This is a genomic window from Mesorhizobium sp. LSJC285A00 (genome assembly GCF_000503155.1).
In the GTDB taxonomy this organism is placed as follows: Bacteria; Pseudomonadota; Alphaproteobacteria; order Rhizobiales; family Rhizobiaceae; genus Mesorhizobium.
Window position 1 is genome coordinate 1 of sequence record NZ_AYVK01000028.1, and the last position, 24,747, is coordinate 24,747.

A 24,747-nucleotide genomic window follows, 5' to 3' on the forward strand; every position below is an offset into this window, starting at 1 on the left:
CCTGGGCAACATCACGCCCATCGAATTCGCCATCAAAATGGCTCTGGAAAAACAGGCCGCATGAGGCCAGAAAAAACTCCGGACTCTCCATTGAACTGGAGGGAACAAGGGTCCCAGGTCATGGTGAACTGGATGCCGTTGTCGGTCAGCACCGTGTGGATAGTGTAGGGACCGCCGCGATCAGATTGCGCAGGAACTGAGCTGCGACCATCTTGCCTGCCTCCCGGTGGAGCTCGGCGTAGGCGAACTTGGATGTGCGGTCGATGGCTACGAACAGGCGCAGCTTGCCCTCGGCCGTTTGCACTCGGCAATGTCGATGTGGAAGAAGCCGATCGGATAGGCTTTGAACTTCTTCTTGGGCGCCTTGTCGCCTTCGATCTCCGGGAGCCGGCTGATGCCGTGCCGCTGCAGGCAGCGATGCAATGAAGACCGCGACAGGTGAGGGATCGTCGGCTGAAGCGCATAGAGACAGTCATCGAGCGGCAACAATGTGTGTTTGCGGAAGGCGACGATAATTGCTTCCTCTTCCAGCGAGAGCACCGACGAATGCGGTTCTTTCGGCCCGCTCGCGAGGTCGGCGACCGAGTTGCGCTTCTTCCACTTGGCAACGGTCTTCTGGTTGATCCCGTAGCGCTTTGCCAGAGGCCTCAGGCTCTCTTAACCATTTTATATCGCTCGACTGATCGCCTCTGTCGTCGTGGCGCTCCCGTATAGAACCTGGCCCATAGCGCATCCCTCCATCCCTGCGAGAAGACTGCACCATCAAAGCCCGGGATCAAACACCTAGAATGGCTTTCGCTTGAGGTGCCGGCGCGAACTGCGGGATGCCCGGGTCGGCAAACTTTTTCGAGTGACCGAGTTCGAGTGGATACACCCGCAATTCGGCAAGCTGGTTCCGCTCAAAACGGCTTACCGTGACAATGCTTTCATAGAACGTCTATGAATCCTCTTGCCGTCTCGGCGACCTTCACCTCCGCACACCGGGACGGGCATTCCTATCAAAAAAACCGGACCCGTTTAGAATTGAGTAGGAATTGTCGCGCAAGGTACGACCGGAGGTTGGTACTTCGGACTCTGTGGTAATCCGCATGGTCTGGCCAAAAGCCCTACATCGCCGAAGCACGGCTTTGGTCGACGTAAATTCGTCGCAAATGCGCTGTGGTGGCCCCCGGTTTACCGGATCCGATCGGCTTCCCATTGATGTTCACGACGGGGGTGACCAGACTTGACGCGGATGTGGAAAACGCTTCCGCGGCTTTCTCGATTTCCGGTACCGTAAACGGCCGCTCCTCTATCCGGAGCTGAAGATTACCAACGCATAGCAGCACGGCTTCGCGGGTAATGCCTCGCAGAATGTCGGTGGAAAGATCTCGTGTCACGATCGTTCCGTCCGTCGTGACGATGTAGGCGTTGCTTGACGAACCTTCCGTGATAAATCCGTCCTTGACGAACCACGCATCATCGGCCCCCTGGGCCTTGGCCTGCATCTTTGCCATTGATGGATATAGGAGCTGAACAGTTTTGATGTCGCAGCGCCGCCAACGCAGATCCTCCAGCGTGACGACAAACTGACCACGGGCAGCGAGTGGGCTATCGAGCACCGTTTTCTTCTGCGTGAAGAGCACAACTGTATTGGGCGTCGATTCGTGCGGGAAGACGAAATCGCGGTCCGACGCCCCACGTGTCACTTGGACATAGACTAGACCTTCGCTGATTTCGTTCCGCTCGATCAGTTCGCGATGGATTTCCAGCAGGTTTTCCTGGGTGAGCGAGAACGGCATTTTCAGTTCACCAAGCGAACGGCGCAGGCGGGCCATATGACCAGGAAAATCGACGAGCTTCCGGTCAAGGACCAGGGTCACCTCGTAAACGCTGTCTGCAAATAGGAATCCGCGGTCAAAGATCGAGACGCGGGCTTCGGTTTCCGGCAGATAGTCACCGTTGACATAGACATGACGCATTTAACTAACCCCATGGAGATGCTGATGACGGCTCCATCCGTGAGCTGTCGAACCGAACGGCGGAAGAATCCCATTCGTTCGCCAGGAGATGCGGGCTGTCGAAATCGACTGACGGGCGTCCTGAGCCACAGGAACACGGGCGCAACGCCGCCAGGCGATGGAGCAGACCGCGGCCGTCCTGCCCGACCTATTCAAAACCGTTCGACGAGGCCTTGTACCATTTTGCCAATCCCGAATGCGGCTGGTGTTGCAATCAAAACCAGGACAGTTAGACGAGCGTGTTGCGCATTCTTGGATTGCCAGGGTCCGGCGCGCGCCACTGTCACGCGAGATCCAAGCGGCAGGCAGCGGCGATTTGCAGCTATTGTAATCGGTCGTCCGCCAGGGGCCGAGGACACGGTCGAATAGCCCGCCCTGGAAAGGAATCTGTATGCTCTCGAGATGCAGGCTATCGGCGGTGTCAGGCATGAGCTGCAATCTTGCCTGACCGGTGAAGGTGACAGGCAACGCGTACGACCTAGGGTCGGACCGAAAACTGGCCGCCGTCAAATCGGAGTCAAAGGCCGGTTTCATCAGATACGCACGAAGCGCGCTAGAGCTTGATGTCATCGAGCGGCCAGATCGGACGGCGGACACGGCGACGCACTGCCTTCGACATAGCGGCGGATCCCGCCATCCCGCCGCCGTCGACCGTAATTACATCGCGCGCGATCGGCTCGAAGGCCGCGCGGAAATGGTGGTAAGACTTCAATGCTATCGTCGCGCAGTGAAAGGGGTCAATGCCCAGCGAGGTGAGCTGGGCGAGGTCAGTCGCTTGGCCGTTCCGCGAGACCACCGCTACTTCGACGCCGCCAACTCGCACCATCAGGCTTGGCCCGTAATTGCGCCATGCGCCTCCGCCCATGGGGCCATGGCAGCGAAATTGGCCGTCGGTGATCGAGACGATCTGCGCCTCGACCTCGAGCGGCCCGCCACCCATCTCGGGGGCATGACTGCCGCCGAGCACGATGCGCCCCTTATTGCCGACGCCGATCGCGGCGCCGGCCTGCACTGCCGCCGGATCGAAGATCGCATGGAAGGCCGCGTTCTGGAGGTCGGCCGCCATCATCGCGCGTAGCAGGTCCGTCGCATCTCCGTAAGCGCCGCTGCCAGGATTGTCGCTGACATCAGCGAGCACCAGCGGCTTGTCGGCGCGAACTTCGCCCGACTTGGCGCGCTCAACCGCCTCGGCAATGGTGATAGAAGTGTCTCGGCCGGAGGCAAACGCGCGTGTCTCCCACGCGTAATCCATGAATTCGTCGGCGATGCGCTGCGCATCAGTGGTGTCACCGTCGGCGGTAATAGTGACGCTGGGGCCGACATCGTAAATGTCACTCCAAGAGAACCCGGCGCAGACGCTGACAACAAGCGCCTTGCCAGAGGCTTCCAACGCCTCGCCGCGGTCGATCAATTCGCGCATCGGACCTGCCTGAGTACGCCCATAATCCAGACCGTGCATCATCGGGCGTTTGGCTATGACGGTGCGGGGACGAATCTCGCCGCGTAGGGCGCGGTCGAGCAGTTCGGCCCCCTGCCAGGCGCGCTCATAGTAGTCGATATGAGGATAGGTTCGCACGGCGATCAGCGCCGAGGCGTTAGCCGCCATCTTCTGAGTGACATTGGCGTGCAAGTCGAGCGTTGCGACGATCGGCGCGTCTGGCCCGAGCAATGCGCGCAATCCGGCGAGGATCTCGCCTTCTGGATCGTCGCAACCTTCAGCGACCATCGCACCGTGTAGGTTAATGAGGGCACCATCACAGCCCTCGGCGCCTGCAAGAAACCAGGCGCATAGCTGTTCAAAAGTTTCCTTCTTCAACATGCCCCCAGGGGTGGCGCTAGCTGCGAGCGGATGAGAAAGCGTCCAGCCGAATTTCTCGGCCGCCTCAAACACCGCGCCCAGGGCGGTGCGTGTGCCCCGCCGCGCCGGCAGAATCTCGTCGCCCAGCAGCAAGGCGCCTGACCGGAAATGCTCGAGCGTGGTCGGCACCTTGCTGAACGTGTTTGCCTCATGTTCGATCTCGCCAGTGATGATGCGGTAGTTCATAATCTCTCCTCAATACAAATTGGTGGCGCAGCAATTAAGCAGGATAACCGGCGGATCATCTGCGGCTATTCTTGGGCTTTCGAATGCAGCAGGATCGGATTATGCGGCTCAGCAACATGCGCAAGCGAATGAACACCCGCTTCAGCTAGCTGGCCTGGAATCTCTGTAGCCGGGGCGCGGACATGACAGGCCACGACGCGCCCGTCGGGCATCGGCATCAAAGGCGGAAGCTCGTTGCGGCAGCGTTCGACCGCGAGCGGGCAGCGCGGGTGGAATGCGCACCCGCTCGGCGGATTGATCGGGCTCGGCACCTCGCCTTCCACGGGCGCGTCCAGCCGAACCCGGGTGGGATCCGGCACCGGAGCTGCCGCGATCAGCGCCTCGGTATAGGGATGGACCGGGTTCGCGAAGAGCGCCTCACACGGAGCGAGCTCCACGATCCGCCCCAAATACATGACGGCCACGCGATGCGCGATATGCTCCACGACGCCAAGGTCATGTGAGATGAAGACGAAGGCAATGCCCATCTGCTGCTGGAGATCCAGAAGCAGATTCAGGATCTGAGCCTGCACGGAGACATCAAGGGCTGACACCGCTTCGTCGGCGATGATGAGAGAGGGGTTGAGCGACAGGGCGCGTGCAATGCCGAGCCGCTGCCGCTGACCGCCCGACAATTCGGATGGCAGCCTGTGCATCATTTCAGGCGACATTCCGACTTTTCGGAGAAGGTCCGCGGCGAGTGCCTGGCGCTGCTTCCGGCTGAGGCGCTCGAAATTCTCGACGGGTTCGGTGATGATCTGTCCGGCGGTGAGGCGCGGGTTCAGCGACGAGTAAGGATCCTGAAAGACCATCTGCATGCGACGGCGCCAGGCGCGAAGCGCGTCCTTCTTGAGGCCGGCAATGTCGGTTCCTTCAATCAGCACGCGCCCGGCGGTCGGCCCCACGAGTCGCATCAGGAGCCGCGCGACGGTCGACTTGCCGCAGCCGGATTCCCCGACGATGCAGAGGGTCTCGGCTGCCTCAACGGTGAACGATACACCCTGCACCGCCCGGATCACCGGGATGGTCTTCTTTAGGAATCCCGCACCGAGCGGATAATGCTTGGTTAGATTCTCGACTTTCAGCAGAGGACCGTTCATGCGCCCATGACCTCTTCGGCGCGCCAGCAGGCTGCGGCGTGGTCCGACCCGACATCTCGCAGGGCGGGCGTCTTGTCGTGGCAAATTTCGATCGCGAACGGGCAGCGAGGCGCAAAGCTGCAGCCCACAATAGACTCGCGCAGGCTTGGCACGATGCCGGGGATTTCTGGAAGGCGGCGCTGACGGCCGCGCCGCCGGTCAGGCACCGAGCGCATGAGGGCTTGAGTGTAGGGATGCGCCGGACGCGCAAACAGATCTATGACGTTGGCCTGTTCCACGATACGGCCGGCATACATCACGATCACACGCTCGCATGTCTCGGCAACAACGCCCAGGTCATGCGTGATGAACATCACAGCCGTTCCCGTGCGCTCTCTCAGATCGACGATCAGCCGCAGGATCTGCGCCTGGATCGTGACGTCGAGCGCAGTGGTGGGCTCGTCAGCGATCAACAGTTGCGGTGAGCAGGCAAGAGCCATGGCGATCATGGCGCGCTGGCGCATGCCGCCCGACATTTCATGGGGATAATTGTTGACGCGACGCTCGGGGTCGGCGATGCGGACGAGACGGAGCATCTCCTCGGCCTTCGCCATGGCAACGGATCGCGAGGCCTTGGTGTGGATCTGAACCGCCTCGGCGATCTGGTGGCCGACCGTATAGACCGGATTGAGACTCGTCATTGGTTCCTGGAAGATCATGGCGATCTGGTCGCCGCGGATCTTTCGCATCTCGCGATCGGAAAGCTCAAGCAGGTCACGACCCTGGAAGCGGACCTCGCCGCCGACTGTCCTGGCGCTTACCTTCGGCAGCAGGCGAAGGATGGAGAGAGCGGTAACGCTCTTTCCNCCTCGCCGCCGACTGTCCTGGCGCTTACCTTCGGCAGCAGGCGAAGGATGGAGAGAGCGGTAACGCTCTTTCCGCACCCGGATTCGCCGACGACGCCAAGCGTCTCGCCTTTTTTCACCTGGAAGCTGATGCCGCCCAGGGCACGGGTCACGCTTTCTTCGCCGTAAAAGTGCGTTTCTAGATTTCGTACATCGAGAAGCACGTCGTTCCCTGTGGTTTGATGCATCTGCATGTCAGCGCCCCCGCTTGGCGCGCGGATCGAACAGGTCGCGTAGGCCGTCCCCGAGCAGGTTGACGGCAAGAACGGTGACGGCAAGGCAGATACCGGGGGCAAAGATCGTCAAGGGGGCGATCGAAAGATACAGCCGCGAACTGGCAATCATGTTGCCCCAGCTTGGAACCTCGGGCGGCACACCCACGCCGAGGAAGCTCAACCCCGCCTCCGTCAGGATCGCGCTGGCGCAGACGGTGGCGCCCTGCACCATGAGCGCCGGAACCGTTCTCGGCAGGATATGCCGCCACAGCACTTTCGGCAGGCGCGCCCCGCCGCAGAGCGCGGCCTCCACATAGGGCCGCTCGCGAACCCCCAGAACCACCGAGCGAACCAGCCGCGCGACGGCGGGCGTCTCGGGGATCGCGATCGCGACGATGAGGATGCCGATCCCGGGACCCGTCAGAGATATGAGCGCAATCGCCAGCAGAATCGTCGGGATCGACATCAGCCCGTCCATGACCCGCATGACGAGATTGTCGAAGCTGCGGCTGTAGCCGGCGATGACGCCGATCAGAAGGCCGGCAGAAGCCGCGCACGCCGCCGACAACAATCCGACCACAAGGGAGATGCGGGCACCGAAGATCGTTCGCGCAAACACATCCCGGCCCAGATTGTCGCTCCCAAACCACATTTCGGCGGAGGGCGGCTGGAGGCGCTTGAATGGATCCATGTTCACTGGATCGCCGGCGTAAAGCGGGGCAGCGAGCACCAGGATGATCAGAAGTCCCAACAGGCCGCCGCCGACCAGGACCAGCGGGTGTCGCCTTGCCAGACGGGGAAGATCGGATAGCTGCAGCCGACCCATCGGCACGGCTTCAAATGGTGCGGAGATGAGCGTCATATCAGTACCGCACACGCGGATCGATCAGCGTATAGGCCAGATCGACTGCGAGATTAATAAGGACGTAGAGACCTGAAGTCAGGATGACCACGCCCTGAATGATGGGATAGTCCCGGTTGTTGATCGCATCCACCACCAGGCGACCGATACCGGGTATGTTGAACACCGTTTCGGTGAGGACGACCCCGCCGATCAGATAAGCGAAGCTTATGCCTATGACGGTCAGGATCGGGACGCCGGCATTCTTCAAGGCATGGTGGAAAAGCATGGCGTAGGACGAAGCGCCCTTGGCAGCGGCCGTTCGCATATAATCTTCCGACAGCACCTCGAGCATGCTTGCACGTGTGACCCGGGCGATGAATGCAATGTGGCCGAGGCCTAAAGCCACGGTGGGCAGGACCAGGTGGGCGAACCATGATCCGAGGCCACCATCGATTGGCACATATCCCTGCACCGGTAGCCAGCGTGTCCTGATGGCGAAGAAGTATATGAGGAAGTAGCCGATGACAAAAACCGGGATGGAATAACCAAGTGCCGAGAAGGCCGCGAGGAGGCGGTCGAGGAACCCGCCAGTTCGCCATGCGGCAAGGATGCCGAAAGAGACCCCGACCGTAACCGAAAGGATCATCGTCAGGATTGACAGCGAAAGGCTCGGCTCAAGACGCTGCGAGATGAGCTCGAGGACAGGGCGTCCCGCAAAGATTGAGGTACCGAAATCGCCGCCTAGCATGTCCCGCAGCCAACGTATGAACTGAACCGGCAGCGGCTCGTTCAGTCCCAGTTGCTCGCGGATGCCTGCGAGCATCTCCTCCGTAGCCGACCTGCCGGCGATCATGGCCGCCGGGTCGCCAGGCGCCAGCCTGAGAAGCAGGAAGACGAAGATCCCGACCATCGCCATGACGGCGATGGCCGAAACCAATCTGCGCAGAATGTAGACAGCCATTAGGCCGATGCTTTCTGCATCTTCCACATCGGGATGTACCCGACAGGTAGCTCAATAAGGCCCGTGAGCGTCTTGCGGCGCGCAATTGGCGAAACGATTTGACCTAACATCAATCCCCCGACGAAGTCCCACCATACTCGCTGCATCTTGTGGGCCAGTGCTTTGCGCTCTTCGAACGAATCCACATCTGCCCATTTGGCCCGCAGAGCCTCGTATTCGTCGTTCTTCGGCCAGCCGTACCAGGCCTTGTCGCCATCTGCACGTAAGAAAGGAACGCTTATTGGATCGCCGAAGCTCATATCGGAATCATTCGAGATGAACATGTTCCACCCACCATCCTCGGTGGCGCCCTTGTTCGCCCGACGTGTGGCAAGCTCAGCAAACGACATTGGTGCGAGCTCGACATTGACCCCAATCTTGCGCAACGCAGCCCCCAAGAGCTGCGAGGCAGTGCTGCCCGTCTGCCAGTCCGTAGGTTGGAGAATGACAACCTTCTCACCGGCATACCCGGCTTCCTGAAACAGTTGCCTGGCCTTTTCCGGATCTCCTCCCTTTTTGAACCATCCTGTATTTTCGTCGTTGGAATACGGGGCGCTGTTTCCAAATATTGATGTGACAGGGTGGGCGTATCTAGAATCGGGGGCCATGACGCTCAAGAACGCTTCCTGGTCGACCAGGTGAAGCATTGCCTGGCGCGCTTTTACATTATTGAACGGCGGCTGCAGGAAGTTCATGCGAAGATAATATACCTTGCCAGCTTTATTTTGAACCTGAAGTTCAAGCTTGGGATCACTGTCGATCACGGAGTACAGGTCGGCTGGCGGCGCCGGACAATAATCAATCTCACCTGCTTGCAGGGCAGAGATTGCAGTCTGCTGATCGGTCATGACTTGCCAGATGGCGCGATCTATGTTGACGCTCTTACCTCCGGCCAATCCGTCTGCAGGCTCTTTGCGCGGAACGTATTGTTCGTTGCGCTCGTAGACGAAGCTTGCGCCGGGTTTGGCAAAAGCCTCATTGAACTTGAATGGCCCCGAACCGATGTTCGAGGTGACCTGCTCGGTTGGGGGCCGATCTGCGTCCTTCTCGCGCATAATAGCGGGGAAAAGCCCACTCGGTGATGCCAAGATGTCGACCAGCAGACCCAGCGGCTCTTTTAGATCGATCGTGAAAGTCTTGTCGTCCTTTTTCGAGATATCCCTGGTACGCGCCATGATCAGCTGCCCGCCGGAATCAGCGACGCCCCAGCGCCGGATCGAGGCCACACAGTCGGCGGCAGTTACAGGGCTGCCGTCGTGAAAGCGTAGGCCGTCTCGGAGTTCGAACGTATAGGTCTTCTTGTCGTCGGAAACGCCCCACTTACTGACCATTTGCGGCTGCGGGAGGAGCTTGGAGTCAATCCCGAACAACGTGTCGTGGATCGCCAAGGCATGGTCGTAGGTCATTTCGGTCGTCGACAAAATGGGATCGAAGATGCCGATGTCAGCCGTCGCCATACTTACCGTTTGCCCCGATGTTGGCGATGTCTGCGCCCTCAAGACCGAAGGTATAGATAAAGCTGTTCCAACAGCGATGCCAGCCTTGAAGAAGTTACGTCGAGAAATCATCTTGGTTCATTCCTCCTTTTAAGCAAATCGCAAACATACATTTATTCCGAAAAGGACAGGGCGCGCCTCATGCCAGCTCTTTTTTCGGGCAAATCACGAGCATAGAACGCGATCAAAATACAAATCGATTTTGCTCCAAGCCGAAGCTTTTTGGCACGTCCGATGTGGCGCTCATCTAGAAGCGTCAACAAAGCCATGAAAGAGGTGACGGCTGGCCGGCTCGCTCTCATAGAAGAACTCCGGGTGCCACTGAACTCCGACCACAAAAGGCCGGCCGGGGGCCTCGATTGCCTCGACAAGGCCATCATTTGCCCGCGCGGATACGATGAAGTCAGGTGCCACCCGCTTAACGGCTTGGTGATGCCCGCTATTCACTCGCAGCGACGATGACCCCCCATTATACTGGAACAGTAGTGTATTAGGCTCCAAATGAACATCGTGAGCAGCTTCCTCCAATGGTCTCCCATTCCGGTGGTCAAGTCCGTTTGGAAGCTCGTCGATTGTATGCGGATAGAGCGTACCTCCCGCGACTACGTTCAGAAGCTGCATTCCCCGACAGACACCGAGAATGGGCATTGAACGTTCGAGTGCCAAGCGCGTCAGCGCAATTTCGAAGTTGTCCCGCGCCGGTTGAACTTTAGCGGCCGGATGAGGAGCGGCACCGTAAGTTTCGCTCGCCAAATCTTTCCCACCTGAAAGCACAAGCCCTGATATCAGATCGAGTATATCTTTCAGCTGACCCGCTTCTACGTACGGTAAGATTATCGGCAGAGCACCAGCTCGTTCGATTGCACGTGCGTACAGATGGCTGCAGAAGTAATTCTCCTTTTCATCTTCATATTCGCCGACAATTCCTATTATAGTCTTCTTATGAGCTGCCATAACGGTCACCTGATTGAGTTTACGTGCATTCGTGTGGCGCGCCCGGTGCGCGCGTCGCGGACGCCGGCGTGATTATAGGGACCTGAAGGAACAAGCCGCCGAGAATTGTCCGTGCCGCACGCAGGAAATCAGCGAATCCGTGCCATTTTCTGCATATTTTTCGCGTTGCTCAAGTGCCCGTCGGCAGCGGACCGACGCGATCTTTTCTGCCGCCAGCATGCTGCTCTCCGGCTTTAATACGTCAGGATCTGGCCCGCGATCGTTGGGTCGTCGTCGCCTCATTGGCTTGAATTCGGATCCTCGTGCCGAGGTCGGCCAGGGCCAGACGGCGCTCCAGGACACAATCGCCTAGGCTTGGACGGAGTCGGCTTGGAGCCGGAGGTGGCGTACAGGTCGTGGAACCTTCATCCCGGCCGATAGTCGGCTTCGTGCATATGCGGCGAGAAAACGCCCATTTGCTGCGATTGCAGCGGGCGATTTGCGCAGAACTGGCCATATGACGAGGCTACGCTACGAAGTGGGCAGTGAGCGGTCCTGTACCAAGCTGCCCAAACGGCAAGTTCCAGTGGAGGCGCGATATGCGTTTTGCGTGCCGCGCGGCAATAACAAAGCATTGTTTTGCGAGTCGACTGAGGAGGAGAAGGTGGCTCAGGCAAACACCGGGTCGGATTCGACGCTCAAGGCATCTGCTTGGGAGGTCACTCCATTCGATTGCCAGGGCCAAGCCAAGCCCTTGTACAGAGACGGCTTCAGTTTGAAGTCGGTTTGTGTAGCCGAGCGCGACGGCACGCGCCTTCCGGTGACTTTATACTACCGACCGATCTGCCGTTTCCAAACCACCGGGATTGGGCTTTCCGGTCCGCAGTTTGCCCAATTCATTCAATCGGCCGTAGGTCTGCGCTTTGATCTCCGGCGCCACAAGGAAATATTGGGTTGCGAGCAGCGCAATCCAGAACCGACACGTGGTTCTCACGGAGTTAGTCGAACCCAACCTATTTCGGTAGCACCACACCAAATCAAAACATCGGAGAAGATCTCGTATGAAAAACCGCGACGCAATGATTGTGGCCCCAGAGCCTGAGGCTGTCGAGGTCGGAGCCGAAATACTGAAAGCCGGTGGAAACGCCATTGATGCGGCCATTGCTTGCGCTTTGGTCGAAGGGGTCGTCGATCCGATGATGTGCGGCATTGCCGGGTTTGGCAGCATGGGCATTTATGCACCGTCCAAAGGACGTCATCAGTATATTGACTTCCATGCGCCTGCCCCGCTCGCCGCGCGCGAGGATATGTGGGAAAATTTGATTGAAGGCGAAGCCCGGGATGGCTTTGGTTTCATTTTGGAAGGGCGGCTCAACGACCTTGGATACCAATCGATCTGCGTACCGTCATCTTTGCGCGCCTACGAGGTTGCTCACGCCCAATACGGCGTCCTTCCTTGGGCAGAAGTCATGGCGCCGGCGATCGATTACGCAAGAAAAGGTTGGACAGTCCGACCCTCCGTCGCCGACTGGTGGTCAGCCGACGGGCAAATGGGGCGCGTCGCAAACCACGAGCGGCTCAGATACGCCGAATCGGGCCGCGCAATCTATTGCCACGAGGATGGCAGCCCGAAGATTGTTGGCGATCTCGTTGTCAATTCTGACCTCGCCAACACGCTTGAGTTGATCGCTCGCGAAGGCGCTGACGTGTTCTACAAAGGTGAAATCGCCGAGCAGATCGCGCAAGACATGAAGGCGAATGGCGGGCTGATTTCGAGGGAAGATCTGGCGACCTACACCCCCCGAGTCAGCGATCCGATCTGGGGCGAATACAGGGGATTGCGCGTGGCAACCAACCAACCCCCCGGCGGGGGTGTCATGTTGCTTCAGATGCTCAATATTCTCGAGAATTTCGATCTCAAAGGCCTCGGCCATAATACCGAGGAGTATGTCAGGATCGCCTGTGAGGCGATGAAATACGCTACAATCGACAAGGACCGGTTTATTGGTGATCCGAAGTTTGTCGACGTCCCGGTCGATCGACTCATCGCCAAGGATTACGCCAAGGAACTTGCGGAAAGAATTTCCGCAGGGATCAAGGCTGACGTTCCCCGATTCAATTCTGGATTTCCGAGCAAGGACACCACGCACCTCAGCGCTGTCGACCGAGATGGCAACTGCGTGACGATGACCCATTCGCTGGGTATGCCGTCAGGCGTGATTACGCGAGGGCTGGGCTTTATGTACAACGGTTGCATGGGAGTGTTCGACCCCCGTCCGGGCCGCGCAGGTTCGATTGTGCCGGGTAAGGCGCGGTTCAGTTCAATGTGTCCTTCGTTTGTCTTCAAGGGCGACGAACCCTATGTCGTGGTCGGAGCACCAGGCGCTACACAAATTGCGATGGGCGTTCTTCAAGCGATTCTGAACGTTCTCGATTTTGACATGTCCATGATCGAGGCCGTGTCCAGCCCTCGCTTTTCCGCAACAAGCAATGCGATCGACGTCACCAATCGCATACCACGTTTGGTCAGCAAGGCCCTTGAGCAAAGGGGCTACGAAGTTATCCGGAGCCCTTTGAGCTTTGGGGTTGCGTGGATTAACGGCATTCGGATTGTCGATGGCTTGCTGGACGGCGCATCTGATCCCGGTGGTGATGGAATGGCGATGAGGGCCTGAGCACCTCTCGGCATTGGGAGGCTCAATTGAGTATCGGTGTCCAACGAAGCTGAGGCGTGCAGTTTGTAGGATACCCTTCAAGCTGGGCAGGGGGCAGCGTGAACGAGTTTCTGATGCACATCGAATGGTGGATATCGACGTGGCACGCCATATCGGTGCCGAACGACAACGCCACGCGTCGGCGTGACCGGTTTGCTGACATGATTAACAGCATGGAGAGCCTGCGCGGCTCCCTGCGCTTCGAAGAAGAGCCGGCGAGCTTCGAGGCGGCGCTCATACGAGACCCAGGAAATGCTCAATGAGCGATCCCGCCGATCTCACCTTGAGCGAGGCTGCATACGCCGTGCACAATCGCAAGCTCTCATCGCTCGAGCTCCTCGATGCCTGCTTTGCCAATATTGAGCGCAGCGATGCAGAGCTCAACGCCACGATTTGGCTTGACTATGAAGGCGCCCGGAGATCCGCGCGCAAAGCCGATCTGGCGGTGAAGAAAGGCGCCAAGCTCGGCCAGTTGCATGGCGTGCCAATGGCCCACAAGGACATGTTCTACCGCAAGGGCAAGCCATGCACGTGCGGCTCGCGCATCCGCAAGGACTTCGTGCCTGAGGTGACAGCCACCGTCCTTGCCCGCATGGACGCAGCCGGCGCCTACAGCTTTGGCGGCCTCAATATGGCGGAGTTCGCGGCGAACGGAACGGGGCACAACAGAGAATTCGGCGATTGTCACAACCCTTGGAGCTTGCGGCACGTCGCGGGCGGCTCTTCGTCGGGCTCCGCCGCCGCTGTGTCCGCGCGCATGACCTATGCGGCGCTAGGATCCGACACTGGCGGGTCAATCCGGATTCCGGCGGCAGCCTGCGGCGTTACGGGCATCAAGCCGACTCAGACCCGGGTCAGCCGTGCCGGCGTCATGCCGCTCTCCTTTTCCTGCGACAATGTCGGGCCCATTGCCCGTACCGCCCGCGATTGCGCACGCATTCTGTCGGTGATCGCCGGGCATGATAGGTTGGACCCGACCAGTTCGTCTGAGAAAGTACCTGACTACGAGGCGACACTCGATGGCAGCTCGGCGATCTCAAGATCGGTGTGGCCACGATGCATTTCCTAGAGAATGCCGATCAGCCGGTGGCGCTTGCATTTGACGAGGCCGTCAGGGGGTTGGCCAAACGCGGTGCCACCGTCAGAAGCATGGCGCTGCCATTTTTGGACGCAATCCATGCCTATGTTAACGTCGTGATGGGGGTCGAAGCAGCCACGATCCATGCCGAGTGGATGCGCCAGCGCACACAGGACTATGCCCCGCATACGTCGAGCTGGCTCTATGCGAGCTGCGCCATCCCTGGCACTTACTATGTAGAAGCCCTGTCGCGGCGCGGGCCAATCCTAACCGAGTTTTTAAAAGAGGTGTTCGGCCGCGTCGACGTGCTCGCCACACCCACCATCCCTATCTGCATCCCAACCCTCGCCGAAACGGACGTCGACGAAGGGCCGGCCGACGCTCGTGCCAGGTCCTCTAGGATTTGGGCTAACACCGCGGCCTTCAACTACTTGGGCCTGCCGTCGGTCAGCGTAAGCTGTGGTTTCGATCCAAACGGGCTGCCGATCGGCATCTCCTTCACCGGCCGTCCATTCGCCGAGGCCTGCGTGCTCAAAGTGGCCGACGCCTATCAGCAGGAGACCGATTGGCATATGCGCCGTCCACTGGTGCTGGCTTAGGAACAGGCGGTCGAGACACAAAGAGCTAACTCCTATGTCTCGCGGTCAATGAGTTTCTCCATGCAGGTGTTTGCGAGGGCGCGGAGGCCTGGGTCTGCTAATCATTCGACCGATGCCCTTTTTCGGGAGTGCCGTCGCGTGGCGGGTCACCGATGGTCCCGAACCTTCTGGATGATCGAATGAATGGCCACTTTCGGTCTTTGACCGCTTTGATCGTCCGCTTCCAGGCGGCGCCACCTGGCCGCCGATACCACACAGGCACGGCGCCATCTCGTGCGCGATCGCGGCGGCCACGACTTGCGCCTTCTTGCCGGCGGCGCTCAGCCGACGGTGGCGAGCGCAGAGGCGAACCTGGGCCTTCCAGGTGGATCTCGCGGCCCCTCGCCCGCTTGGCGATGCGGCCACGCAGGGCCTCGCCGACCCGGGCCGGAAGAGGGTACCTCCAAGCGGTTGGATGAGCCCCCGGCGGGCACGCCGGTTTCCAGCCAGCGTGCCCGCAAGGATCCGGAACCGTGGGCGGAACATCTACCTCGCAGGGAGTTTTGCGATCGTGTCTGCCAAAACGGGCCTGAACACAAAAGCGTGGAATGACGACGATTTTCTGCGCCTAGAACGGCGATTCGCACGAAAGCAGCCCACAGCGGCTGTTATGCTTACGGTTGTGGGCGCACGCGACACCTGTCGGATTTGATTGATGAAAGTCTGTCTGTCGCCAATAGATTTCGGCTCACCACAAAAGGGGAACCCACGCCATGGGTAACGTTACGCACTGATTTGAGTATAGTGCGCCTATGGCAGAATAAGAAAGGAGAAATACCGATGGCGAATTGGACATACTTTGGGGGAAAATGCGCTTTGGATCGGCGTGTACTTCTGAGGGGATTTGCTGCCTTGGGTATGGCGGCGCTTGCATCGGGAACACTCACCGGGGCAGCTTCGGCCGCTTCCCTCCTGGATAAGATCAAAAACGGAGAGCCGATCCGAATCGGTTTCTCAAACGATCCCCCATGGGCCTATGCCGGCAGCAACAACGAGCCGTTGGGCAGCGCCGTTGTCATAGCGCAGCAAGTTTTGAAGAAAATGGGGGTCACCAAGATTGAGCCAGTCGTCACCGAATGGGGCTCGCTCATTCCTGGCCTCCAGGCTGATCGCTTCGATATCATCACCGACAGCATGTTCATCTTGCCCGAGCGCTGCCGCAACGTGCTGTTCACCGACCCGATCGCCACCATCCCAACGGCGGCGGCTGTGCCGAAGGGCAACCCGAAAGATCTGCATTCCTACGAAGATATTCGCGACAAAGGCCTGACCATGGTCACGGGCTCTGCCTACCGAGCGGTTAAGGTCGCTCAAAAGGTGGGCGTCCCCGAGGACAAAATCATGCAGGTCGCCGGCTATGCGGAGATCGTGCAGGCTTTGAAGGCGGGCCGTGCGGACATCGGAATCGGCGACCCCTTGGGTCTGAGGGGAGCTATCGGCAGCGACGGCGGGATCGAACTGGCCGATCCGTTCACCTCTCCGGAGAAGCCAGGCTATGCCGCCTTCGCCTTCCGGCTCGATGACCATGCCTCGGTCGACGCTTTCAATGCGGAGCTTAAGGGCTATATCGGCTCCCCAGAGATGATGGCGGCTGTCGGCGAATACGGCTACGACAAGCTGCTGTTGCCGGACGGTACTAAGGCCGCCGATCTCTGCAAGGGCTGAAGCCAAGCAGCACGGCCTCTAGCGCCTCCCCGGCCCTAACCGGGGAGGCGCTCGAGGTTAGCGACATGGGATCATGCGCTCGCAGGGGGTGCGGTGCTCTGCATTGTGCGTGTTGCGGCAGTAGCAAAAGCATTGTTTAGCGGAGGAAGAAGTTGGCTCAGACAGGCACCGGGTCGGATTCGACGCGCGGGTCATCTGCTTGGAAGGTCACCCCGTTCGACTACCAGCAGCAGGCCAAGCCGCAATACACAAACGGCTTCAGTTTGAAGTCGGTCTATGTAACCGTGCGCGACGGAACGCGCCTTGCGGTGGACTTCTATCTACCGATCGATCTGCCGTCGGACACCAGGTTACCATCTATCGTGCTTTTCACGCCGTACTATCGACGCTGCAAACTAAAGCAGGGCTCGGAGATCGACCCCAACCCGCTGTATGGCTACGCACCGGACTTCTTTGTCCCCTACGGCTATGCGGTTGTGGTTGTGGACGTTCGCGGGACGGGAGCTTCCTTCGGCGCGCGCCGAGGCTTTCGGTCTCCGGTTGAGCGGATGGACTTCTACGACATCGCCGATTGGATCACAAAACAGACATGGTCCGACGGCCAAATCGGATCGACAGGCGTGTCCTACGTTGGCGCTGCTGCCGATTTCTTGGCCACCACAGGCCATCCCGCCGTCAAAGCAATCATTCCCACTTACGCGGTCTGGGACACCTATACAGATATGTTCTACCCGGGTGGTCTTATGTGCCGAACGGTACCGCAAGGCTACACACATTTGGCTGAGGCGCTCGACAGCGACGACCGTGCGACCGTCGCCAGCTATCCCTATTATTCGGATCCGGCATTCGAGGGTCCCGCCCCTGTTGACGCCGATCTGGACAATACGCTTTTGCGTGCTGCCATTGCTGAGCACAGCGCCAATTTTGACATGGTGGAATTCGTCAATCAGAGACCATGCCGTGACTCTGGGTCGATCGGCGATCTCTCCATGACCTGTGAAGTCATCAGCCCGTCATCCTACGTCACGGAGCAAAGGCATCAGGTGGCAACTTATGCGATTTCAGGGTGGAGGGATGGCTACGGATATTCCGACGCGGCTGTCCGTCGGTTCCTTTCTCTGAACAATAGGAAGAACAGGCTGCTCCTCGGACCGTGGGACCATGGGGCGAACATCAATGCCAGTCCTGCGAGCTGCGGTTCGGTACCGCAGTTTGAAAAACATATGGAGTATTTGAGGTTCTTCGACGCTAACCTGAAGGGGAAGGCCGGCGGCTGTGACGAAGAGGACCCCATCCACTACTTCACGATGATTGCTGAGAAGTGGCAATCCTCCAAATCATGGCCGGTGCCTGGAACATCATCTTCGGAACTCTTCTTCGACAGCAAGGGAGCCCTCTCGGGGATCCCCACGGCCGGGGCCGGCAGCTGCAACTACAAGGTGGATTTCGGCTGTGAAACAGGCACCGACACACGCTACGAGCGGATCGGCTCGCAGGTGGTCGACGAGTACTATGTGTCATGGAATGGGCGTGACGACAGAATGTTGGTTTACACCTCATCCCCGGCTGTCGCTGACGTCGAGATCACCGGTCACCCCGAGGCAGTGGTTTGGTTATCGACCACGGCGAGCGACGGAGCGATCTTCGTATATCTCGAGGACGTTGAGCCAAGCGGAAAGCGGCATTACATCACCGAGGGCGTATTGCGATTTCTACATCGCAAAGTGAGTGAAAGTCCGGATCACGACCGGACGATCGGTCCCTACAGAACTTACCGTCACCAGGATATCACCCCGGTCGTTCCGAACTCTGAGATGGAACTTCGCGTCGGGCTTCTTCCAACGTCTTGGCTGCTGAAGGCCGGTCACCGGATCCGTCTGGCAATCGCAGGCGCCGATTCCCGCCATTTCAGCCGAGTGCCTGTGGGAGAAACGCCAATACTCACGGTGCACAGTTACGTCGATAAGCCGTCTCGCATCATTCTTCCCTTGATCAATCCGCCGGTGAAAGTTTTCCACTAGAGCGGTTTTGCTCGATCGGAGTTCGTGGTTTGCGTTAGTGGCTTGCTTGCTCTGTTTCCCTGATCCCAATGAGTTGGCAATAATGACAACGGCTGGGCCTTTTGGGTGAATCGCACGCGAACGCCATCTCAATCAAGTTTGGGTGTGAAGAATGCAACGGGACGCTTCGAAGTCCGAAGATCGCATGGTTGTCGTTGTAAACACGGCGAGCGAGAAAGCCATCGCCGAATGGCGCGAGAGTTTAGCCGAGATGGCGCCGCATCTCGAGGTACGCTGGTGGGACGATGCGAATCTCGACCCAGCCGATGTGCGCTATGCGGTGGTGTGGAAGCCGGAACACGGGCGGCTCGCTCACTTTACCGGCCTGAAGGTGCTGTTCAGCCTCGGTGCCGGCGTGGACAACATCGTCGCCGATCCCGCTTGGCCGCGACACGTGCCGCTAGTGCGTATGGTCCCTGCCGAGGGGCCGCAGCGCATGGGGGAATACGTTGCTTGGGCAGCGCTCTCCCTGCAGAAGGACTTGCCGTGCATCTTCCGATCGCGCGAGGCGAAAAACTGGGATTCCTCGCAACCCCCACACCTGCCACGGAATGCACGGTGGGCATCATGGGACTCGGCGCCATGGGCCGGCGTTCCGCGGACTTGCTGAGGGGTGTCGGCTTTCCGGTTATCGGCTGGTCGCGCAGCCGCAAGGCGTTGCCGTTCGAGAACTTCGCCGGGGGCAGAGGAACTGGACGCTTTCTTGGCGCGCAGCCGGATTCTTGTCTGCCTGTTACCCGCAACGCCGGAGACCACGGGGATCCTCTCCGCGCCGCTGCTGGTGAAACTGCCCAGGGGTGCTGGGCTGATCAATGCCGGCCGTGGTGCCCATCAGAACCTCGCCGATATCATCGCCGCACTCGATGAAGGGCATCTGACAGGCGGCGCTTGACGTGTTCGACCCGGAGCCGCTTCCAGCGGACAGCCCGGCCTGGATTCATCCTAAAATCATCGTAACCAGCCATATCGGGGCCGGGCCCTCGACCCGGGAGTGCGCACGCTACGTCGCGACGAGTATCTCAGCCTTCGAGCTGCGTGAGGCGCTTTACAATCTTTACAATCCAACCAGAGGCTACTGATATGACCCTACCCGCACCGCCTGTGAAACCCGATCCGGATTACGAGTCTACCGAGCAGGAGCTGCGCGAGGATCTCGCCGCAGCCTACCGGCTCTTCGCAGTCTACGGGATGACCGACCTTGTTTACACGCATCTCTCCATGCGTATCCCGGGCGAAGGCCACAGATTCCTAGTAAACCCCTACGGGCTCCTGTTTGAAGAGGTCACTGCCTCTTCCCTCGTGGTGGTGGACGCCGAGGGAAAGGCAGTGCAGGAGACGAGCTGGCCGGTAAATCCAGCGGGCTTCGTCATTCATTCGGCCGTGCATATGGCACGCGACGAGGCGCGCTGCGTCATGCACACCCATACCATCGCCGGCATGGTGGTGGCAGCGCAGGAAGGCGGCATCCTGCCACTCAACCAGATATCGATCGGGTTTCATGGCCGCGTGGCGATTCACGAGTACGAAGGCGTGGCGGCAGATGACAATCTTTCTGAGCGTGAGCGCATCGTCGGCGACCTCGCCGACAAGCCTTGTCTCATTCTGCGCAACCACGGACTGTTGACGGTGGGCTGGACAGTGGCGGAAGCGTTCTACTGGATGTGGTACCTGGAACAGGCCTGCCGCATCCAACTGGCCGCTCAGGCTTCCGGGGCGAAGCTCTCCCTGCCGCCAAGAGAGGTTTCGGAACGCACAGTAGCGCAATTCACCACTGACAAGACCAAGGGCTGGCTCGCTTGGCAGGCGCTACGCCGCAAGCTGGACCGCGAGCAGCCGGATTACCGGTCGTGAGCGAAGCGCGGCTAGGACCAGAGCCGCCTCCCACCGACCTTGACGTGCCGCCAAGATGGCGAACTGGCTGACGTGTTACTGTTCCGCGCCGAGATGGTGGCTGAGAAGCCGCCGTCGCGGTGTTAGTGATCGAAGCGTGCGGGGGCTCGCACCACTGATCACGCCTGATGCAGTCGTTTGAGCATGAGCTGAAGCTGATCCCGCCTCAATATGTCAAACAAACCGCACGTCAAGCGCGGTAAGAACGATGCGGCGGACTAGAAGGGCAGATCCGCCGCTATGCCGCCGAACTCGGGATGTGCAAGATCGAACCGCTGCTCGAGCACCGTGCAAACCGGCTCTCTTGAAGCTACTGCCGGCGGGCTGGGATCAGCCAGGCGACGCATTTCAACTGGACTATGACGGGCTGCTGCCGACCAAGATGAAGCGACTGAAGAGGACGAGGACGGCAAGCTCAGGAAGCTGGTGGCCGATCTCTCCCGGGACAGGTCGAGACCGGAAGAAGGGTTTGATCACGGCTTGGTCGGCAGGCCGACATCAAGACAAGACAAGAGGATCGGCATGCCTGCGGCTTCGACATCCGTTGCAATCATGGCGCCGGTATCAAGGCGGATTGCCGTCGCCGAGCCGTTCAGAGTCGGCAAATTGCCCAACGCAAGCGCGTAGTGCTTGCCGACAATGCTGAAGTAGCGAAGTGATCCTTCCGCCCGCAGATTCCCGCTGTGAGGTGTATCCGCCAAAAGCTCAGCCAAGCGCTGGAGGACAGCGCCGGCGGGGCGCAAGTCGCAAAGCGAATTCAACAAGCCGCTGCGCAGAAAGTAGCCCCGATCGAAATCGACGAAGGTATCTATCACGATGTCCAGCACTGCCCGATGGGTCCAACCAGCGAGCGTTGCCTCAGCAATCCGCCCCGCGTTTTCCTCAGGCGTGCCTGCATCCTCGGCAAAGGTGGCGCCAGCTAGCCGCAGATGCACCAGAGCGCGCTTGCCGTACTTGTGCGACGCAGCGGCGATTGCTTCCAGCTTGGGCCAAAGCGGTTCCGTCGGCTCGATAGCGAAGCAGAGGCCTGCGATGCCCCGGGGAGATCGCAGCGAATTCTTCGTCAACCTCTTCGGCGGGGAAGCCATGCCGACCTGAGGCATGCCACTTAGAGAGCATGACCGGCGCGCCGATCGCGCGGGAGAATGCGGCAAGTGGGGCTGACGTCTCGGCGAATGCCTCGGGCGGAAGAATAGCTTCCACACCGGACAGGATCGGCGCTACAGCGGCTAGGCGGTCGCCGACTTCGGTTGTCGGCGCGCCGACACCATAAACGGTGAAGGTATGGCCGAAGGCGGCGAAATCCGACATCCGCGCAGCCCCCCGCTCGTCGATTAGATCCTGCATCGGAACGCGAAGATGGCGAAGGCCGAGCGACTGCAGGCGCATCGCAAGATAGTCATTGCGCACGTATTTACGGCTCAGTTCATCACAACAGCCGTCGGGTATAATCGGCAGCGGGCGCGCCTATTCCTGTCGCAGGTCAACTCCGACCGGGGCGATGCGGCGACGTGGACGCCAGTCGATGACGAAAATGGGCGAAACCATGTAGGCCGCCTTGGCTTCACAAGGGACATGAGCCGGAAGGGCTCAGTGCCGTCATTGCTTGATCGGATGCATCTCCTTCCTTCCGTTTCTCTATTTGGCGACGCGCTTCAGCGCGGATTATCCATCGTCGGCCGCGGCAAGGACCTCGTGATCTCCGGCGGCTATAATATCTACCCGAAGGAAGTCGAGAGTGAGATCGATCAGCTCGACGACGTCGCCGAGAGTGCGGTCGTCAGCATTGCCCATCCGGATTTCGGCGAAGGCGAAGGGCCATCGTGGTGCTCAAGCCCGGTGCCACAATGGACGAAAAGGCGGTGCTCAACGCGCTGCGCGACCGCCTCGCGCGATTCAAGACAGCCGAAACGAGTATCTTCGCGAAGGACCTCCCGCGCAACACGATCGGCGAGGTGCAGAAGAACCTTCTGCGCGAACGGTTCAGCAACCTTCATATGCCCGCCTCCTAGGAAGTGCTGGCTACCTCGCTTTGATGCCTGGGAGCGAGACCGATGGAAGTGAGACCGGGGTGGCGCTCGGCAGATGGGATGGTTGCCGTGTGAGGCCGAATGGCGCAGGCTCAAACAATGCGTACACAGTAAAGGAAACGTCGATTTCCTGCGTTCACAGGGCACGAGTTGCGCAAAGTAGCCTGGTTGACACTGGTACAGTACCAAAAAGGATACGGATTCAAATAGAGCTGGAACGCGAGGGCAGAATGTCGCTTCAACCGATGATCACTGGTTCGCGGTACATGATCTCCACAGGTCAGTACCTGGCTACGCAGGCTGGCCACGCTATCCTGGAGGAAGGCGGTAACGCCATCGATGCAGGCGTCGCCGCCGGCATCGCCCTGGGCGTCGTCCATGCCGACCAGGTCCAGTTTTCCGGCGTCGCGCCGATGCTCATCTATCTTGCCGAGCAGAACGAAGTGGTGTCGATCGCGGGACTCGGCTGGTGGCCGAAAGCTGCCACTCTCGACCTGTTTGTTCGCGAATATGGTGGCGAAATACCTCTCGGCCTCGCCAGGACGGTCATCCCTGCGGCACCCGATGCCTGGATTCTGGCGTTGGAACGCTACGGGACCATGAGCTTCAGCCAAGTCGCAAAGGCTGCAATCCGCTATGCTCGGGATGGGTTCGCCATGCATTCGTGCATGGCTGCCTTTGTCGACCAGTTCTCAGACTCGTTCCGGCTGTTCCCCACCAGTGCGGCCTTGTTCCTGCCGGGCGGCGAGCCGATCAAGACTGGGCAGCTTTTCGTGCAGGCGGATCTCGCTAACTCGCTGCAGTACATGGCCGATCAGGAAGCCGCGGCCAAGGGTGACAGGGGTAGGGGGCTGAAGGCGGCGCGCGATGCCTTCTACAAGGGCGATCTCGCGCAGGCCATGACTAAATACCACCGGGAGAACGGCGGCCTGCTCACACTGGAAGACCTCGCCTCGTACAGTTCGGAAATCGAACATCCCCTGACCGTCAAGTTCGGCGACATCGATGTCTACAGCTGCCAGCCTTGGTGTCAGGGACCATCTCTTCTCCAGATGCTCGCAATGCTCGACGGTTCTGATCTGAGGACTTTGCCCCACAATAGCACCGAATACATTCACCTCGTCACCGAGACAATGAACCTTGCGTTCGCAGACCGGGAAGCCTATTTCGGCGATCCCCGCTTCGTAGATGTTCCGATGGACGTGCTGCTGTCGCAGGCTTACCTCGACACGCGCCGTGCGCTCCTCAACCCTGACCGCGCTTTCGGCAAGATGCCTCCCGCAGGCAACATTGCCGGATTCCCGCGCCGAAATGACGACCTGAACAAGGCGGCGACACCTCCCAATGCGGGTGCCCTGATCGGTGACACTTCTTATGTCTGCGTGGTGGACGCGAAAGGAAATGCCTTCTCGGCAACCCCGAGCGACGTCTCGTGGGAAGGACCCATTATCCCGGGTCTTGGCTTCTGCCCCTCGCTGCGCGGTTCCCAATCCTGGGCTGTTGAAGGACATCCTTCTGCGATAGCACCCGGCAAACGCCCGCGGTTGACGCCCAATCCGTCGCTCGCCATGCGACCTGGCGAATTCATCATGCCGTTCGGCGCGCCCGGTGGGGACATGCAACCGCAGGGAATGCTGCAGGTGTTCCTAAACCACTTCGTCTTCGGCATGTCGATCCAAGACGCGATCGACGCGCCCCGCTTTGTGACCCACAGCCATCCGAACAGCTTTGAACCGCACGGCTATGCTCCCGGGCGCCTTCTGCTTGAGCTATCCATAGGAGATGACCGTGCGAAGGCGCTGTCCGCGATGGGGCACGATGTCCAATGGCTGCCGGATATCTCTCTGGGTACGGCGGGCGTGTGCGCGGTTGTCGCAGATCGCCAGACAGGTATCCTTTATGGCGGCGCCGATCCGCGGCGCAGTGCCAGAGCCATGGGGTGGTAGGTATCGCAGCTTGAAAAGGCGATGGCGCTGGCCTTAAGCTGCATCGTCCAGTTCGTTCAAATGCACTCGACCTGGAGCTCGTCGCCGAGGTTCATCGGCTCCTTGGCGACAATTCGATCGCAGATCGATGATATCCGGAACCTGCGCGCGCTGCGAACCTCAGGCATGCTG

General features: G+C 59.6%; 16 protein-coding genes and 5 pseudogenes. 11 read left to right on the plus strand and 10 right to left on the minus strand.

What is annotated here, in order from left to right:
* Nucleotides 1-122: 122 nt before the first annotated feature.
* From X726_RS01000000167185 to X726_RS147285, 9 genes and pseudogenes are all read right to left on the minus strand, one after another.
* Nucleotides 123-726 (minus strand): annotated as a pseudogene (locus X726_RS01000000167185) (DDE-type integrase/transposase/recombinase); the annotation flags it as partial.
* A 380-nt stretch (nt 727-1,106) separates the two neighbouring features.
* Entirely contained in the window at nt 1,107-1,961 is an 855-nt protein-coding gene (locus tag X726_RS147315) for a D-amino-acid transaminase (RefSeq protein WP_023671591.1), read from the minus strand.
* A gap of 592 nt (nt 1,962-2,553) precedes the next feature.
* Complete coding sequence (locus tag X726_RS147310) at nt 2,554-4,044, minus strand: M81 family metallopeptidase (protein ID WP_023671592.1); 1,491 nt, start codon at nt 4,042-4,044, stop codon at nt 2,554-2,556.
* Between the two features lie 65 nt (nt 4,045-4,109).
* Nucleotides 4,110-5,183, minus strand: a complete 1,074-nt coding sequence (locus X726_RS147305; RefSeq protein WP_023671593.1) for a dipeptide ABC transporter ATP-binding protein — start codon at nt 5,181-5,183, stop codon at nt 4,110-4,112.
* Nucleotides 5,180-6,261, minus strand: a pseudogene (locus X726_RS01000000167190) (ABC transporter ATP-binding protein). The gene X726_RS147305 and the pseudogene X726_RS01000000167190 overlap by 4 nt, the downstream one beginning before the upstream one ends.
* A 1-nt stretch (nt 6,262) precedes the next feature.
* Nucleotides 6,263-7,144 (minus strand): ABC transporter permease, encoded by an 882-nt coding sequence (locus tag X726_RS147300; protein WP_023671596.1) that lies wholly within the window; start codon nt 7,142-7,144, stop codon nt 6,263-6,265.
* A gap of 1 nt (nt 7,145) precedes the next feature.
* Nucleotides 7,146-8,087 (minus strand): ABC transporter permease, encoded by a 942-nt coding sequence (locus X726_RS147295; protein ID WP_023671597.1) that lies wholly within the window; start codon nt 8,085-8,087, stop codon nt 7,146-7,148.
* Nucleotides 8,087-9,694, minus strand: a complete 1,608-nt coding sequence (locus X726_RS147290) for an ABC transporter substrate-binding protein (RefSeq protein WP_033001920.1) — start codon at nt 9,692-9,694, stop codon at nt 8,087-8,089. The genes X726_RS147295 and X726_RS147290 overlap by 1 nt, the downstream gene beginning before the upstream one ends.
* Before the next feature lie 171 nt (nt 9,695-9,865).
* Nucleotides 9,866-10,576: a gamma-glutamyl-gamma-aminobutyrate hydrolase family protein gene (locus tag X726_RS147285; RefSeq protein ID WP_023671599.1), complete on the minus strand. Its 711-nt coding sequence runs from the start codon at nt 10,574-10,576 to the stop codon at nt 9,866-9,868.
* Between the two features lie 1,040 nt (nt 10,577-11,616).
* On the opposite strand from X726_RS147285, the gene ggt reads away from it, so the two are divergent.
* The 9 genes and pseudogenes from ggt to X726_RS1000000170610 all read left to right on the plus strand — a co-directional run.
* The gene (ggt, locus tag X726_RS147280) at nt 11,617-13,230 is read left to right on the plus strand and encodes a gamma-glutamyltransferase (protein ID WP_023671600.1); all 1,614 of its coding nucleotides are present in this window, start codon (nt 11,617-11,619) and stop codon (nt 13,228-13,230) included.
* 98 nt (nt 13,231-13,328) lie between these two features.
* The gene (locus X726_RS147275) at nt 13,329-13,532 is read left to right on the plus strand and encodes a hypothetical protein (RefSeq protein ID WP_023671601.1); all 204 of its coding nucleotides are present in this window, start codon (nt 13,329-13,331) and stop codon (nt 13,530-13,532) included.
* Nucleotides 13,529-14,946 (plus strand): annotated as a pseudogene (locus X726_RS1000000172415) (amidase). Before X726_RS147275 ends, X726_RS1000000172415 begins: the two are co-directional and overlap by 4 nt.
* 819 nt (nt 14,947-15,765) lie before the next feature.
* On the plus strand, nt 15,766-16,650 hold the full coding sequence (ehuB, locus tag X726_RS147270; RefSeq protein ID WP_031215181.1) for an ectoine/hydroxyectoine ABC transporter substrate-binding protein EhuB: 885 nt from the start codon (nt 15,766-15,768) through the stop codon (nt 16,648-16,650).
* Nucleotides 16,651-16,802: 152 nt separating this feature from the next.
* Complete coding sequence (locus tag X726_RS147265; protein ID WP_023671605.1) at nt 16,803-18,671, plus strand: CocE/NonD family hydrolase; 1,869 nt, start codon at nt 16,803-16,805, stop codon at nt 18,669-18,671.
* A gap of 184 nt (nt 18,672-18,855) precedes the next feature.
* Nucleotides 18,856-19,320 carry a hypothetical protein gene (locus X726_RS1000000171205; RefSeq protein WP_245272141.1) on the plus strand — a complete coding sequence of 155 codons (465 nt, stop codon included), beginning with the start codon at nt 18,856-18,858 and terminating at the stop codon, nt 19,318-19,320.
* Between the two features lie 93 nt (nt 19,321-19,413).
* Nucleotides 19,414-19,602, plus strand: coding sequence for an NAD(P)-dependent oxidoreductase (locus X726_RS1000000171210; protein ID WP_023671607.1), 189 nt, complete (start codon nt 19,414-19,416; stop codon nt 19,600-19,602).
* 188 nt (nt 19,603-19,790) lie between these two features.
* On the plus strand, nt 19,791-20,561 hold the full coding sequence (locus X726_RS147260) for a class II aldolase/adducin family protein (RefSeq protein ID WP_023671608.1): 771 nt from the start codon (nt 19,791-19,793) through the stop codon (nt 20,559-20,561).
* A 119-nt stretch (nt 20,562-20,680) separates the two neighbouring features.
* Nucleotides 20,681-20,819, plus strand: a pseudogene (locus tag X726_RS1000000170610) (IS110 family transposase); the annotation flags it as partial.
* A 254-nt stretch (nt 20,820-21,073) separates the two neighbouring features.
* On the opposite strand, the gene X726_RS147255 reads toward X726_RS1000000170610, so the two are convergent.
* Complete coding sequence (locus X726_RS147255) at nt 21,074-21,667, minus strand: hypothetical protein (protein WP_156940688.1); 594 nt, start codon at nt 21,665-21,667, stop codon at nt 21,074-21,076.
* A gap of 589 nt (nt 21,668-22,256) precedes the next feature.
* On the opposite strand from X726_RS147255, the pseudogene X726_RS1000000171815 reads away from it, so the two are divergent.
* Together X726_RS1000000171815 and X726_RS147245 are read left to right on the plus strand one after the other, a co-directional pair.
* Nucleotides 22,257-22,612 (plus strand): annotated as a pseudogene (locus X726_RS1000000171815) (malonyl-CoA synthase); the annotation flags it as partial.
* A 248-nt stretch (nt 22,613-22,860) separates the two neighbouring features.
* Entirely contained in the window at nt 22,861-24,576 is a 1,716-nt protein-coding gene (locus tag X726_RS147245; RefSeq protein ID WP_023671612.1) for a gamma-glutamyltransferase family protein, read from the plus strand.
* The last annotated feature ends 171 nt before the right edge of the window (nt 24,577-24,747 follow it).